Raw genomic sequence first — 13,515 nt, forward strand, 5'->3', positions numbered from 1 at the left:
ACCGTCACGGACTGACGTGCCAGACGCCCTCGCCGCCGATTTCACGGGCCAGGGCCTCGATCTGGCCGGCCACTTCCATGACGGTGCGTCCAGGCCCCTTGCTGCGGGAGTACGCCATCGAAATGATGCGGCCCATCGCCGGATCGCGCAGGGCGGCGACGCTTAGCCTGCCCTCCTGCACTTCCTGCCATACCGCGTGCAGCGGCAGCACCGTGTACATGTTTTCGTGCTGCACGATGGATTTCATCAAGGGCAGGGAATCGGCCTCGATCAGCGGCGCGATGGTGATTTTGCGCGCGCGCGCCAGGCCGTCCAGCGTATTGCGCAGGCCATTGGGCGCCCCGGGCAGGATGAAGGGCAGCCCGTCGAGCTCGTCGAAACGGATTTCGCCCGCGCGGGTGCGCGCATCACCAGCCGCGCCGACCAGATAGGACTCCACGAAGGCCAGCGCGGTTTCGCCGGGCGGGCACTTTTCGGCATAGCGGTACAGGATGGCAATGTCCACACGGCTGTCGGTCAGCCATTCCTCGATCTGCCCGCTGGACCCTTCGAATATCCGCAAATGCACCTTGGGATACTGCGTGCGCAGCCGCGAAAACAAGCGCCGGATCAGCGGATGCGCGGTGGAGGGCAGCAGCCCCAGCCGCACCTCGCCGGCCGGCTCGCGCGCCTGGCCGTTGACTTCGAGCTCCAGGCGCTCCGCGTCTTCGAGCAGCGCCTGCACCAGGGGAAACAGCCGCTCGCCGACCTCGGATAGATGCACCCCACGCCCCGTGCGGTTGAACAGGCGCGCATTGCATTCCCGCTCCAGCGCATTGATGCGCCGGCTCAGGACCGACTGGTCCTGGTCCAGGTGCAGGGCGGCGCGCGTAATGCTGCCCAGCTCGGCGATGGCGACAAAGGCGCGCCATTTGTGCAGATCGGCGGTCAGGTCCAGGCCGGGACCCGGGACTTTGGCGGAAGGCATGGGCGATGTGGGCAGGAATAGGCGGACACACTATACGGCAGCAGGCCGGTCTCCGGCATCCGGCCTATTGCAGCCCAAGGTTACCGCGGCGTATCACCTCCCCCCACTTTTTCGATTCCGATTCCATCAGCTTGCGATACTCGTCCGGCGTCGTGGCCTGCGGCACCGCGCCCTGGTCGATGATCTTGCGGCGCAGCGCCGGATCCTGCAGCGATTGCGCGATCGCCTCGGCCATGCGGTTCACGATGTCGAGGGGCGTACCGGTGGGCGCTATCACGCCATAGTTGGAGTCGACCTGTACGCCCGGCAAGCCCAGTTCCGCGGTGGTGGGCACATCCGGCAGTCCCTCGAAACGCTGCGCGCTGCCCACCGCCAGCGCGCGCAGCTTGCCGCCCTTGATCAAACCCAGCACACCGGAGGCGTCTCCCGGGAACATCTGCACTTCCCGCGATAGCAGCCCGGCGATCGCCGGGGCAGCCCCCTTGTACGGGACGTGCATGATGTCGATGCCGGCCTGCTGCTTGAGCAGCTCGCCAGCCAGGTGCGGGGTGGTCAGATTGCCTGCCGAGCCGTAGTTGTAGCTGCCGGGATGTTTCTTCGCGGCGGCGATGAAAGCCGGTAGCGTCGTTTCCGGAATGGCCGGGTTGACCACGAACACCACGGGTATGCGCGCGACCAGGGAAACATACTGGATGCTGCCGACGTCGTAAGGCACCTTCATGATGTGCGGCAGACCGGAAATGGCCCCGGGAACGCCGAAACCGAAGGTCGTGCCATCCGGCGTGGCGCGCACGGTCGCATCCACGCCTATGGTGCCCGAAGCGCCCGCCTTGTTTTCCACGACGATGGGCTGCCCGAGTCTTTGTCCCAGCGTCGGCGCCAGCAGGCGGGCCAGATTGTCCACCGAGCCGCCGGGCGGATACGGCACGATCAGGCGTATCGGCTGGCTCGGCCAGGGCGCGGCGGCGGACGCGGTCGCCGCCGATAGCGCGCCCAGGATCAGCGTGGCGGCCACAAAGGCGCGGCATGTCTTCATGAAGGTGTCTCCGTATGGCGCGAGTCCGCGCTCGTTATGCGCCTTCCAGGCCCAGTACCTGTTTGGCGTAGATGTTGCGTTGTATCTCGTTGGTCCCGCTGAAGATGGTGGCCGCCAGCGCGTTGATGTAGGGCGCCAGCGCATGGGCCTTGCCATCGCTGTCGTGCACGGCGGCGCCGCCGTACTCGTCGGCGGACTGCACCAGCAAGGCGCCCAGGCGCTCGTGCGTCTCGGTGGCCCATATCTTCAGCAAGGACAACTGGGGCGGCAAGGGCTGGCCCGAACGCGCCATGTCGGCAAAGACTTCGTACATGGCGGTCAGGTCGGCGGCGTCCAGCCGAAGCTCCGCCAGCCGGTCGCGGAACGCCGCATCGGCCAGCAGCCCGCGCTGCCGCGCGCGACCGTAGATTTGCTGCAAGGCGTGGTTCGCGTGCTTCGGGCTGCCGCTGAACAGGCGCTCGAAGCCCAGCAATTCCTTGGCGATCCCCCAGCCCGCATTCAGTTCGCCGACCAGGTTGGCGCGGGGCACGCGCACCTGGTCGAAGAACACCTCGCAGAACTCCTCGTGGCCGGCCAGCGTCCGGATCGGACGGCGGGTGACACCCTGGCTGCGCAGGTCGACCAGCAGAAAGCTGATGCCCGCCTGCTTCTTCACGGTTTTGTCCGTGCGCACCAGCATGAACATATGCGTGGCATCCTGTGCCAGCGTGGACCAGGTCTTCTGCCCCGTGACGATCAGCGCGTCGCCATCGACGATGGCCTCGCAGCGCAAGGCCGCCAGATCGGAGCCGGCATTGGGTTCCGAATAGCCCTGCGCCCACACGTCCCGGCCGGTCAGGATGCCCGGCAGGAAGCGCTCGCGCTGCGCCGGGGTGCCATGGCGCAACAGGATGGGGCCCAGCATCACCAGCCCCTGGTCGGGCGCGCGCGCCACGCCGTAGCGTTCGGCTTCCTCGATGTAGGCGATCAGGCGCGCGGGCGACAGCCCCATGCCGCCATGCTCGCGCGGCCACGATGGCGCGATCCATCCCTGCCGCGCCAGGGTGAAGTACCAATCCTCGATCTCGTGCCAGTGCAGCCGCCAGGGTACGTGGCGCAGGCGGTCGGGATAATGCGCGCGGAAGAACCGCCGCAGCATCGCGCGAAAATCGGCTTCCGGCATGGCGTTCCAATCGGCATCGCGCGGGAAGTCCTCGCCGGCGGCGGCACGGGAAATGTCCGCGCTTTCCTCCGGTGGCGCAGCCGGAGCCAGGGCGCCGAAGCGTTGCCGGTGCGCCGTGGCGTTGCCCAGCCATGCCGCGTGATGCAGCGCGTGGCGGAAATACAGGCTGACGTCGCATTCCTCGGTATAGCCGATCGCGCCATGCAACTGCACCGCAAGGCGCGCCGTCTCCAGCCCGGCGCGCGCCGCGCGTGCCTTCACGCGGCTGGCGGCGGCGCGCACGGCGGTCCTGTCGGCATCGGCCAGGTTGTTCAGCGCGTTCAGCAGGCTGGCAGCGGCAAGCTCTACCTGCATGGCGGCATCCACCAACCGGTGCTGCAGCGCCTGGAACGACGCCAACTGCCGGCCGAACTGCTGCCTGGTATTCAGATAAATCACGGTGTCCGCCAGGAGCTGGCGCGCCGCCCCGATCATCTCGGCCGACTGCATCAAGCGTCCGACATCCAGCGCGGCATCGACGGCTTCCAATACGTCGCGCCGCGCCAGCAGGTTTTCGGGCGGCAGGACGACCGATTCGAATGCCAGGTGGCAGGCCCGCGCGCCGTCGGCGCGCGCGTATGGAGTGACCTTGACCCCCGGCGTATCCGCGGCGACGTAGAACAGCGCCGGCCCCTGTTCGCCGTCGCACGATACCAGCCAGCCATCCACGCCATCGCCCGGAATGACGTGGCGTTTTTCGCCATTCAGTACGCAGGCGCCCTCGCGCGACGCGACGTTGACACCGAAGGCGGGGGCGGCTTCGCCGGCCTCCAGCTGGCCTTCCGTTTCCTGCCAGGCCAGCGCCACGATACGCCTGCCCGCGCATATATCGCGCAACAGGGCCTCGCGGGCAGTGGCGCCATCGCCGCCCAGGCGCGTCAGCGCGACCGCCGGCAGCACGGCGGCGCCCACCAAAGGTTCCGGCAGTTGCGCCCGCCCCGCTTCCTCCATGACCGCCGCCATCGCGTGCCAGTCCAGTCCAAGCCCGCCCAGTGCCTCGGGCACGCTCATGCCCAGCCATCCGGCTTCGGCGATTTCGCCCCAGTACTCTCGGTCCGGCGGCGCCGACTGGCGCTTGCGCCGGCGCTGGTCGCGGCGACGCAGAAAATCGCGAGCGCTATCGCGGATTTCTTCGATCAGCGCGCTATCCGGCCGGCTCATACGATCCCCTCCGCCCGCAAGCCCGCGATCTCCTCTTCGCTCATGCCCAGCTCGGCGGCCAGCACCGCGGCGGTATGTTCGCCCAGCATGGGGGGAGGCAAACCTGCCTGGATGGGCGTGCCGGAAAAGCGGATGGGGTTGCGGATGAATGGCATGCTGCCCAGGCGCGGATGCGCCATGCGCCCCAACACCTGGCGATGCCTGACCTGCGGGTCCTCGAATACCTGATCCAGCGTATAGATCGGCCCGCAGGGCACGTTGGCCTGCTCCAGCGCGGCATTCCAGTCGGCCACCGTGCGAGCGAGCATCGCGGGTTCGATCAGTGCCGACAACTCGGCCTGCGCGGCCGCGCGCAGGGGATTGGTGGCAAAGCGCGGATCCTGCCCCAAAGCGGGCAGGCCGATCACGCCGCAGAAACTCCGGAACTGGGTGTCGTTGCCCACCGCCAACATCAGGTGTCCATCCTGGCAGGCAAAGGCGCGGAACGGCGCGGTAATCTGCGAGGACGATCCCGTGCGCGCGGGCAGCCGGCCGCTGGCCAGGTAGTTCATCCCGATGTGGGACATGGCCGCGATCTGCGCGTCGAGCAAGGCCAGATCGATGTACTGGCCCTGCCCCGAGATCTGGTCGCGATGGCGCAGGGCGGCCAATATGGCGCATACGGCATAGAACCCGGCCGTCAGGTCCGACACGGAATAGCCGGCCTTCACGGGCCCGGCACCCGGTTCGCCGTCGGGCACGCCCGTCACGCTCATCAGGCCGCTCATCGACTGGAATATCGGGTCGTAGCCCGGCAAGTGACTATACGGACCATCCTGGCCAAAGCCGGTGATCGAGCAATAGACCAGCCGCGGATTCACTTCGGCCAGCGACGTATAGTCGAGCCCGTAGCGCCGCAGGTCCCCGGCCTTGAAGTTCTCGATGAGAATGTCGGCGTTGCGCGCCAGGCGGCGCACGAGATCCTGGCCCCGCGGCCGCGCGATATCGATGGTCAACGAGCGCTTGCCCCGGTTCATCGCGACGAAGGACGATGTCTCGCCGCCGGGCGTGCCGTCCGCGGCCGGCATCGGATAACCCTGGTGGCGTACGTCGTCGCCACGTCCGGGCCGTTCGACCTTGATGACCTCCGCGCCGAAATCGGCCAGCATCTGCGCCGCCCAGGGCCCCGAAAATACGCGGCTCAGATCCAGCACTTTCACACCCTCGAGCGCTCCTGCCATGATGTCTCCTCGCTATTTTTTTGCTTCACCCCCGCTCCGAAACCACTCGCCTCCGGGGTGTCGCGCGTGCGCGCCTAACGGCCCTTGAAGACAGGCGGCCGCTTTTCCAGGAAGGCCCGCCGCGCCTCCTGCGCATCCTCGGTGCGGGCGATGGCGGCCGTCATGTCCTGCTCGTAGCGATAGCCATCGCGCAGGCTCATTTCCTCTATGGCGTTGAGCGTCTGCTTGGCCAGCACCGACGCCAGCGGGCTCTTGGACGCCAGCTCGCGCGCCAGCGCCATCGCTTCGCCCATCAATGCCTCGGGCGCCACCGCGGCCTCGACGATACCCAGCCGATAGAGCTCGTTGCCGTCCACCCGCAGGCCGGTCAACATCATGCGGCGCAGGCGCGAATGGCTGAACAGCCGCATGCCGTGCCGCCCGCCGCCCAGCAGGCCGACATTGATCTCCGGCAGACCGACCGTGGCGCTGGAAGCAGCGAGCAGGATGTCGCACGATGCCACCATGGCCAGGCCGGCACCCAAAGCCGGGCCGTTGATGGCGCAGACGACGGGTTTGGCGCACTCCCGGATGGCGTGGAAGCACTCCCGTGTACGGCGCGAATGCTGCGGCAGGTCGCCCGGGCCGCGGATCGTATCGGCCCGGTTCTTCAGGTCCGCGCCCGCGCAAAAGGTTTTCCCCTGGCCGGACAGCACGACGGCGCGGACTTCGGGGGTCTCGGAGATGCGGTCCAGCAGCCAGGTCAGTTCCAGCATCATCGCGGTCGACAGTGCGTTCACCGGCGGATTGGCCAGCAGGACCACGGCGACGCCATCCTGTACGGCGACATCCAGGGCGGTGTAGGGGCCGGTAAGGGACTCGGGCATGTTCATGGCGGTTTCCCCCTTGGATTCAGATAACCTTGCGCGCGCGCAGCGCATCGATCTGCGCCTCGCTCAGGCCCAGTCCGGCCAGCACCTCTGCCGTATGCTCGCCCAGCAGCGGCGGTGCGCGGTCCGCATGCGCCGCGGCACCGCCGAAGCGCAGGGGATTCATCACCTGCGGCACGGAGCCCGCCACCGGATGCGGCAGATGGCGCAGCATCCCGCGATGGACCACCTGCGGATCATCGAAGACCTCCGGCACGGCGTTGATGGGACCGGCCGGCACGCCGGCCCGCTTGAGCGCGTCCAGCCAGTTTCCGCGCGGCCGGCTGGCGAAGACCGCGTCCAGGATCGGATCCAGGCTTTCCTGGTTCTTCACGCGCTGGGCATTGGTGCCGAACCGCTCGTCGCGGGCCAATTCCGGTTGGCCGATCGCCTCGCATAGCGTGACGAACTGGGCATCGTTGCCCACCACGACGACGATGTCGCCGTCGGCACAATTGAAGGTACGCTGCGGCTGGATATTGGGATGGGATGTTCCCGTGCGGCGGGGCACGCGATTGCCCAGCAAAAAATTCATCGCCTGGTTCGCCAGCAAGCCGACCTGCACATCGAGCATGGCGACATCGATGTATTCGCCCTGGCCCGTCTGTGTGCGGCGCAGCAGCGCGGCCACGATGCCCAGGGCCGCATACACGCCGGTGCTCAGATCGACGATGGGCACGCCGACTTTCTGGGGACCGCCGCCGGGCTTGTCGTCGCGCTCGCCGGTGACGCTCATCAGGCCGCCCATGGCCTGGATCAGGAAGTCGTAGGCGGGTTCGGCCGCGCGCGGCCCGGTCTGGCCGAAGCCGGTCACCGAGCAATACACCAGGCGCGGGTTTATCGCGGACAGCGTGGCGTAATCCAGGCCCATACGCGCCAACGTTCCGACCTTGTAGTTCTCCAGGACCACGTCGACGTCGCGGCAAAGCGCCCTTACCAGGTCCTGGCCGTCCGCCGTCTGCAGGTCCAGCGTGATGGATCGCTTGCCGCGGTTGGTGGCGATGAAATAGGCACCGTCCTCGGTATCCCGCCCGTCCCGGTCCTTAAGGAAAGGAGGCCCCCAGGCACGCGTGTCGTCGCCCCGCCCCGGGCGCTCCACCTTGATCACGTCCGCCCCCAGATCGGCCAGGATCTGGCTGGCCCACGGCCCGGCCAGGACGCGGCTCAGGTCCAGTACCTTGATATTCGATAACAGCGGCTGCAAGGCCTACCCCCGATTCCTGAATGTGCGGCCAGTCTAGTCACCGCAAACGATCGAAGGTACGACCCCGGAACACAAAGCTGATATGTGGCTGGCGCCACGGCGCGCGGCGCCGCGACGCGGTATCTTTGGTCCGCCCATCCAGGCCCACGAGCGAACGAACCGCGGCACGGCAAACCATGCCGCGCCGCATTGCCATAACGAGACCGGAGACAACACGATGCTGATATTCCTGCGGGCCGCCGCCCTGTGGGTGCTGTCCGCCATGGCGGGGACGGCGGTCGCGGCCACGAACTTTCCCAATCACCCGCTGCGCATGATCGTCCCGTTCACCCCGGGCGGCGGCGCCGACCTTACCGCCCGGATGATCGCAGAGCCCCTGGGCAAACTGCTGGGACAACCCGTCATCGTGGAGAACAAACCAGGCGCCGGCGGTACCCTGGGCGCCACACAGGTGGCGCGCGCCACGCCGGATGGCTACACCCTGCTCTACACCACGCCCGGACCGCAGATCACCAATCCATACCTGATGAAGAACCTGCCCTACGATCCGGCCACGGATCTGGTCCCGGTGTCCGAGCTTGCCGTGATCCCCAGCGTGCTGGTGGCGGGCAAAGGCCTGGACGTATCCACCGTACGCGAATTGATCCGATATGCCGCCGCACATCCGCACCAGGTGCGTTTCGCCAGCGCCGGCATCGGCGCCAGCAGCCATCTATCGGTGGAACTGTTCAAGTCGATGGCGGACGTGAAGATCGATCACGTGCCTTATCCCGGCACGGCCGCCGCGCTGCGCGACATTCTGGGCGGCACGGTGGAAATCGCCATCGATAGCGTCGCGGTCTATTTGCCATACATCCGGTCGGGCGCGGTGAAGGCCCTGGGCGTCACGACGCCGGCCGAACTTCCCATGCTGCCTGGAGTGCCGCCCATCGGCCGGGAACTGCCCGGCTTCGACTCATCGCCCGTGAACTACCTTTCCGTGCCGGCCGGTACGCCACCGGACGTCATCGAACAACTCAACGCCGCCGTGGTACAGGTATTGAAGTCGCCGGACCTGCGCGCCCGCATGATGGAAATCGGGCTGCTGCCGCAAAGCAGTACGCCGCAAGCCATGGGCGAGCTGATCCAGGCCGAATCGGCGAAATGGAAAAAGGTCATAGAAGCGTCGGGGGCGCGTTTGGACTGAGCGTGTGGGTATCGCCGCAGCGGCACAGATCGATGCGCCACGGTTCCATGGAGTCCCCCATCCAGACATTCATGGCTGCACGCCGCTCGCCGACATAGCGCGGCTGCATATTCTCGTCGAGTCGCATGCACAGGTCGTGTCCAGGTATCAATAACGTACGCGGCGCCCGCGCCCAGTATTGCCAGATCAAGGCAAGCGTGTCCCGGCTGGCGTCCGGGTCGTACGTGTCTGCTACCGACATGGAGAGCAGCTCCGCCCGGTTCTTGGCGGCGTCCCCCGTGAAGAGCAAAGGGTGTTCCGATCCCTCGACGTAGAAAAGCAGATGGCCTGGAGTATGACCGGGCGCACCGACGGCGAGAAACCCGGGCAGGAAGGAGTCCCCCGCGCTTATCAGCCGCGTGCGTGCAGAGGTCGCGAGCTCCCGCACATAGAGTTCCGGCAAGGGGTCGAAGCCCGGCCCCCTGGCAGCCGCCCATTCGAGCTCCTGCGCGCCTATCCATACGGTGGCGTTGGGAAACAGGGTGAAGTTCACGGCATGGTCATAATGCGCGTGCGTCAGGACGACGTCGGTGATGTCCTCCGCGCGAACCCCCAGCTCGCCCAGTTGCTTTGCCAGTAAATGACGCACACCGAATGCGCCGACGTCCACGAGAACGCGGCGGCCCGCGCCGCGCAGCAGCGTGATGGTGCTCCAGCCCAGCGTCCCATGAAACAGGCTGCGGCCAGGGAATCCTTGGACCAGCACATCGATCTCGTACATGCGATTACTCCTCTAACGTCGGTGCCCGCTCGCGCGCGTCAGTTGGCCTTGATGTGGTTTTCCGCGATAACGTCCTTCCACGTATGCATCTGGTCCGCGATGAACTGCGCGGAGTCGGCCGGAGATGCGCCCATGGGCTCGCCGCCCATGTCGATCAACTGCTTGCGTACCGTGGGGTCGTTGACCGCGGCGTGCGCCGCAGCCGCGAGCTTATCGACGACAGCCGCCGGAGTACCGGCGGGGACAAACAATGCGTTCCATTCATAGGCCTGCATCGGCGTGCCGGCCTCGGTCATCGTAGGGATGCCGGGCAAGGCGGCGCTGCGCTCGGAGCCGGTGGTCGCGAGCGGCGTGACCTTACCGCTTTGAATGAAGGGCAGTGCCGAAGCGCCATTTGCGAACATGATCGGCAGTTGACCGCCGGCTACATCCGTCAAGGCCGGGCCGCCACCCTTATAGGGAATATGCGAAAGCTGGCCTTTGATCTTGCTGGCGAAAAGCGCGCCCGCGAGGTGCTGTACCGAACCCGTGCCGGATGAGGCGTACGAAATTTTGCCAGGTTCCTTGTGCACCAGGTCGACCAACGATTTCACATCGTCGACGGGAAACTTCGGGTTCTTCACGAGGATATTGGGAAACTTCACCAGCACCGACACCGGAATGAAGTCCTTCTTTGCATCGTAAGGCAATGACGCGTAAAGGGCGGGATTGATGGAAAACCCCGTGGCGTCCAGCATCACGGTATAGCCATCCGGCGCGCTGCGTGCCAGCGTATTCGCGCCTATCTGCCCATTCGCCCCGGGGCGGTTCTCGACAATGAATTGTTCTCCCAGGGATGTCGTCATCTTCGCGGCGACCAGACGAGCGACGATATCCGCGCCTCCGCCGGGTGGATAGGTGACGATCAGACGAACCGGCCGCGACGGGTAGTCGGCCGCATGAGCGGCGCCGCCCAGCAGTGACAAAGAAAGCGCGGATACTGCAAGAAGTAACTTACGATGGGTAATGCTGGACATTGATGTCTCCTCGTGTCCATGGGTGGTTGGGGCTTGCGTCGAAAATCGAGATGGCGATATGCCGGGGCAGCGCACCGCCCCGTCTCGAACGTGGCGGAGCGGCTCAGCGGCCTTGGAAGTTGGGGGCCCGCTTCTCCGTCCACGCGGCCACGCCTTCCTTGAGATCCGCCGAACGCAATGTCTCGGCTTCACGCTCCTTGAAAGCGGCCAGGTCGAAGTCGCCGCGGGCCATTGCATCGATGGCATGCTTGGCGCCGCGAATGGCCAAGGGGGCCTGCCCACATAAGCGTGAGGTCAGCTGGGCGACACGGGCGTCCAGTTCATCTTCTGCGACCAGTTCATTGAGAAAACCCATGCGGAGCATGCGAGCCGCGTCGAGTTTTTCTCCCAGCAGGAACAATTCCTTGGCGTAGCGCGCGCCGAGGCGCTCGGTGAACCGCCGTATGCCCGACGGGTAATACAGCAGCCCCAGCTGGGCGGCCGGCATGAACATCTCCGTGGCCGGGGTCCCGATGCGCAGGTCACAAGCCAACACAAGGTCCGTCGCGCCGCCGTACACCCCGCCATGCAGGCGTGCGATCGTGGGCTGCGGCAGCCGCTCCACCGCTTCCACCACGGCCTCGAAGGGGTTATCGAGCGGGCCGCTGGGTGCATTGCCGGCGATGGACATGATGTGCCGAATGTCATACCCGGAGCAGAAATGCCGCCCCTCCCCCTCCAGCATCACGGCGCGGATTGTCCGGTCGGCGGTCAGCCGGGCGCAAAAGTCCAGCAGGACGCCAAGATCCTCGGGTTCCAGGCGGTTCGCATAGGCGGGGCGACGCAGCGTGATGCGCGCCAAGTATCCTTCCACATTCAGGGACGGTGTCTGCGATGGTTTTTCTGTACTCATTTAATTCATAAGTCCGTTTGCGTAATTTATATAGCTCATTCTATAATTTATACATTGAGGTTTGCAATATGAAAGAGAAGGTCAAGACCAACTTCGCCCTTGTCATCCGCGACAAGATCGAGGAGGACATGCTGGCTGGCGCCTACGCCCCGGGGGAACCGCTCGATGAACTGGTGCTGGCGGAGCGCTACGGCGTTTCCCGCACGCCTATCCGGGAAGCCATCCAGTTGCTGGAGGTCCAGGGATTGGCTTATCGCGTTTCGCGAGGCGGCGCATTTGTCGCGAAGCTCTCCAGCAAGGATCTGCTCGCGCTCCTCGAATTGCTGGCTTACCAGGAAGGGTTGTGCGCCATGTTGGCCGCCCGCCGCATCGCTCCGGAGGCCGTAGCCTCGCTACGCGAGTTCGTCGACCGCTGCGACCAAGCGGCCGCCCAGGGCGATGTCGAGGCTTACGCCCGCGAGAACATGGCGTTCCACGAGTTGCTTTACGCCAGCTGCCGCAATGATTTCCTGACCCGGGAGGTCACCATCCTGCGCAAGCGGTCGCAGCTGTACCGGCGCAATAACTTTCACCAGCCGGGACGCATGACGGAGTCCGCGGCCGACCACCGACGCATCCTGGAAGCAATCGAGAAGCAGGACGAAATGGCGGCATTCCGCGCCGCGGTCGATCACATCGCGGTGGCCGGCAGGTCGTTCGCCGAATTCCTAATGACATTGCCCGACGGGTTCATCGCGGACACGAGCCGGGCGGCATCCCTCCCATCCGAGGAAACCTAGAGAGGCATACATGGCACTTTCCCGCTCCGGCAAGACCGGTCCCCTTAGCGACCTGATCGTCGTCGACTTGACACGCTATTTGTCCGGCCCTTACTGCACGCTGCTGCTCGCCGACCTCGGGGCACGCGTCGTCAAGATCGAGAGCCCCGGCAACGGCGACGATTCGCGCTATGTGCCCCCTATCGAAGACGGGAAATCTGCCTACTTCATGTCGATCAACCGCGGCAAGGAGTCGATAGCGCTCGACCTGAAGAACCCCGAACACCGCGCGATCCTCGAGAACATGCTCGAAGGCGCCGACATCCTGGTCGAGAACTTCCGTCCCGGCGTCATGGACAAGCTGGGCTACTCCGCCGAGTTCCTCGCCGGCCGATATCCCTCGCTCGTATACGGGTCTATCTCGGGCTTCGGCCAAACGGGCCCCTGGCGCGATCTCCCCGCATACGATCTGGTCGTGCAGGCACTTAGCGGAATGATGAGCATCAATGGCTATCCCGACGGCCCGCCCACACGGGTCGGAACCTCCATCGGCGACCTGTGCGCGGGCGTTTATGCTGCACTGGCCATCCTCGCGGCGGTCAACGAACGCCGACGCACCGGCCGCGGCAGCCGGGTGGATGTCGCCATGCTGGATTGCCAGGTGGCGCTGCTGGAAAGCCATTACATGCGCCACAATGTCACGGGCGAGGAGCCCGGGCGGGTGGGATCCCGTCATCCGCTTATCACGCCCTTCGATACGTTCGCCTGCGCAGATGGCTATATCGTCATCTGCACCGTCGGCGACGCGATGTACCGCAACCTGGTGAAGGCGATCGGCTTACCGGAGCTCCAGGAACACCCGCTGTACCGGACGCCCAAGGACCGGTTGGCAAACGGCGAAGCGCTCAAGAGCGAGCTCGAAGCGCATTTGGGCAAGGCTGGCCGCGAACACTGGCTGAAGATCGTCGGCGAAGCAGGCATCCCGTGCAGCCCGATCAACTCCATTCCCGAAATGGCCGACAACGAGCAATTGAAAGCGCGCGGGCTGTTCGTTAATGTCGAGGCGGATGGATTTTCATATCGGGCCGTACGCACGCCCGTTCGCACCCGGCCAGGCCACGATCCGGCGTTTTCCGAGCGCGCGCCCATGATCGACGAGCATGGCGACAAGATACGCGCCGAACTCGCGGACGCAGGATAAAAGGC

12 protein-coding genes are annotated in these 13,515 nt (G+C 65.8%); 3 read left to right on the plus strand and 9 right to left on the minus strand.

The window, feature by feature from the left end; translation table 11 throughout:
- Positions 1-4: 4 nt before the first annotated feature.
- The 6 genes from CAL28_RS18970 to CAL28_RS18995 all read right to left on the minus strand — a co-directional run bounded on the left by CAL28_RS18970 (position 5) and on the right by CAL28_RS18995 (position 7,697).
- Positions 5-967, minus strand: coding sequence for a LysR family transcriptional regulator (locus CAL28_RS18970; RefSeq protein ID WP_094842810.1), 963 nt, complete (start codon positions 965-967; stop codon positions 5-7).
- A 64-nt stretch (positions 968-1,031) separates the two neighbouring features.
- Complete coding sequence (locus CAL28_RS18975) at positions 1,032-2,003, minus strand: Bug family tripartite tricarboxylate transporter substrate binding protein (protein WP_094842811.1); 972 nt, start codon at positions 2,001-2,003, stop codon at positions 1,032-1,034.
- A gap of 34 nt (positions 2,004-2,037) precedes the next feature.
- Positions 2,038-4,365: an acyl-CoA dehydrogenase gene (locus tag CAL28_RS18980; RefSeq protein WP_094842812.1), complete on the minus strand. Its 2,328-nt coding sequence runs from the start codon at positions 4,363-4,365 to the stop codon at positions 2,038-2,040.
- Entirely contained in the window at positions 4,362-5,585 is a 1,224-nt protein-coding gene (locus CAL28_RS18985) for a CaiB/BaiF CoA transferase family protein (protein WP_094842813.1), read from the minus strand. The genes CAL28_RS18980 and CAL28_RS18985 overlap by 4 nt, the downstream gene beginning before the upstream one ends.
- A gap of 74 nt (positions 5,586-5,659) precedes the next feature.
- The gene (locus tag CAL28_RS18990) at positions 5,660-6,457 is read right to left on the minus strand and encodes an enoyl-CoA hydratase/isomerase family protein (protein ID WP_094842814.1); all 798 of its coding nucleotides are present in this window, start codon (positions 6,455-6,457) and stop codon (positions 5,660-5,662) included.
- A 19-nt stretch (positions 6,458-6,476) separates the two neighbouring features.
- Positions 6,477-7,697, minus strand: coding sequence for a CaiB/BaiF CoA transferase family protein (locus CAL28_RS18995; RefSeq protein ID WP_094842815.1), 1,221 nt, complete (start codon positions 7,695-7,697; stop codon positions 6,477-6,479).
- Positions 7,698-7,914: 217 nt separating this feature from the next.
- Here CAL28_RS18995 and CAL28_RS19000 point away from each other — a divergent pair, with 217 nt between their 5' ends.
- On the plus strand, positions 7,915-8,883 hold the full coding sequence (locus CAL28_RS19000; RefSeq protein ID WP_254926169.1) for a Bug family tripartite tricarboxylate transporter substrate binding protein: 969 nt from the start codon (positions 7,915-7,917) through the stop codon (positions 8,881-8,883).
- On the opposite strand, the gene CAL28_RS19005 is transcribed toward CAL28_RS19000, so the two are convergent.
- From CAL28_RS19005 to CAL28_RS19015, 3 genes are all read right to left on the minus strand, one after another.
- Positions 8,852-9,643: an MBL fold metallo-hydrolase gene (locus tag CAL28_RS19005; RefSeq protein WP_094842816.1), complete on the minus strand. Its 792-nt coding sequence runs from the start codon at positions 9,641-9,643 to the stop codon at positions 8,852-8,854. The genes CAL28_RS19000 and CAL28_RS19005 overlap by 32 nt on opposite strands.
- Before the next feature lie 38 nt (positions 9,644-9,681).
- On the minus strand, positions 9,682-10,659 hold the full coding sequence (locus CAL28_RS19010; protein WP_094842817.1) for a tripartite tricarboxylate transporter substrate binding protein: 978 nt from the start codon (positions 10,657-10,659) through the stop codon (positions 9,682-9,684).
- 103 nt (positions 10,660-10,762) lie between these two features.
- Positions 10,763-11,500, minus strand: coding sequence for an enoyl-CoA hydratase/isomerase family protein (locus CAL28_RS19015; RefSeq protein ID WP_254926170.1), 738 nt, complete (start codon positions 11,498-11,500; stop codon positions 10,763-10,765).
- 119 nt (positions 11,501-11,619) lie between these two features.
- Here CAL28_RS19015 and CAL28_RS19020 point away from each other — a divergent pair, with 119 nt between their 5' ends.
- Together CAL28_RS19020 and CAL28_RS19025 are read left to right on the plus strand one after the other, a co-directional pair.
- Positions 11,620-12,330: a GntR family transcriptional regulator gene (locus tag CAL28_RS19020; RefSeq protein ID WP_094842819.1), complete on the plus strand. Its 711-nt coding sequence runs from the start codon at positions 11,620-11,622 to the stop codon at positions 12,328-12,330.
- Positions 12,331-12,340: 10 nt separating this feature from the next.
- A complete protein-coding gene (locus CAL28_RS19025) occupies positions 12,341-13,510 on the plus strand; it encodes a CaiB/BaiF CoA transferase family protein (RefSeq protein WP_094842820.1) in 1,170 nt (389 codons plus the stop codon).
- The last annotated feature ends 5 nt before the right edge of the window (positions 13,511-13,515 follow it).

The sequence above is a fragment of the Bordetella genomosp. 11 genome, from assembly GCF_002261215.1.
In the GTDB taxonomy this organism is placed as follows: Bacteria; Pseudomonadota; Gammaproteobacteria; order Burkholderiales; family Burkholderiaceae_B; genus Bordetella_C.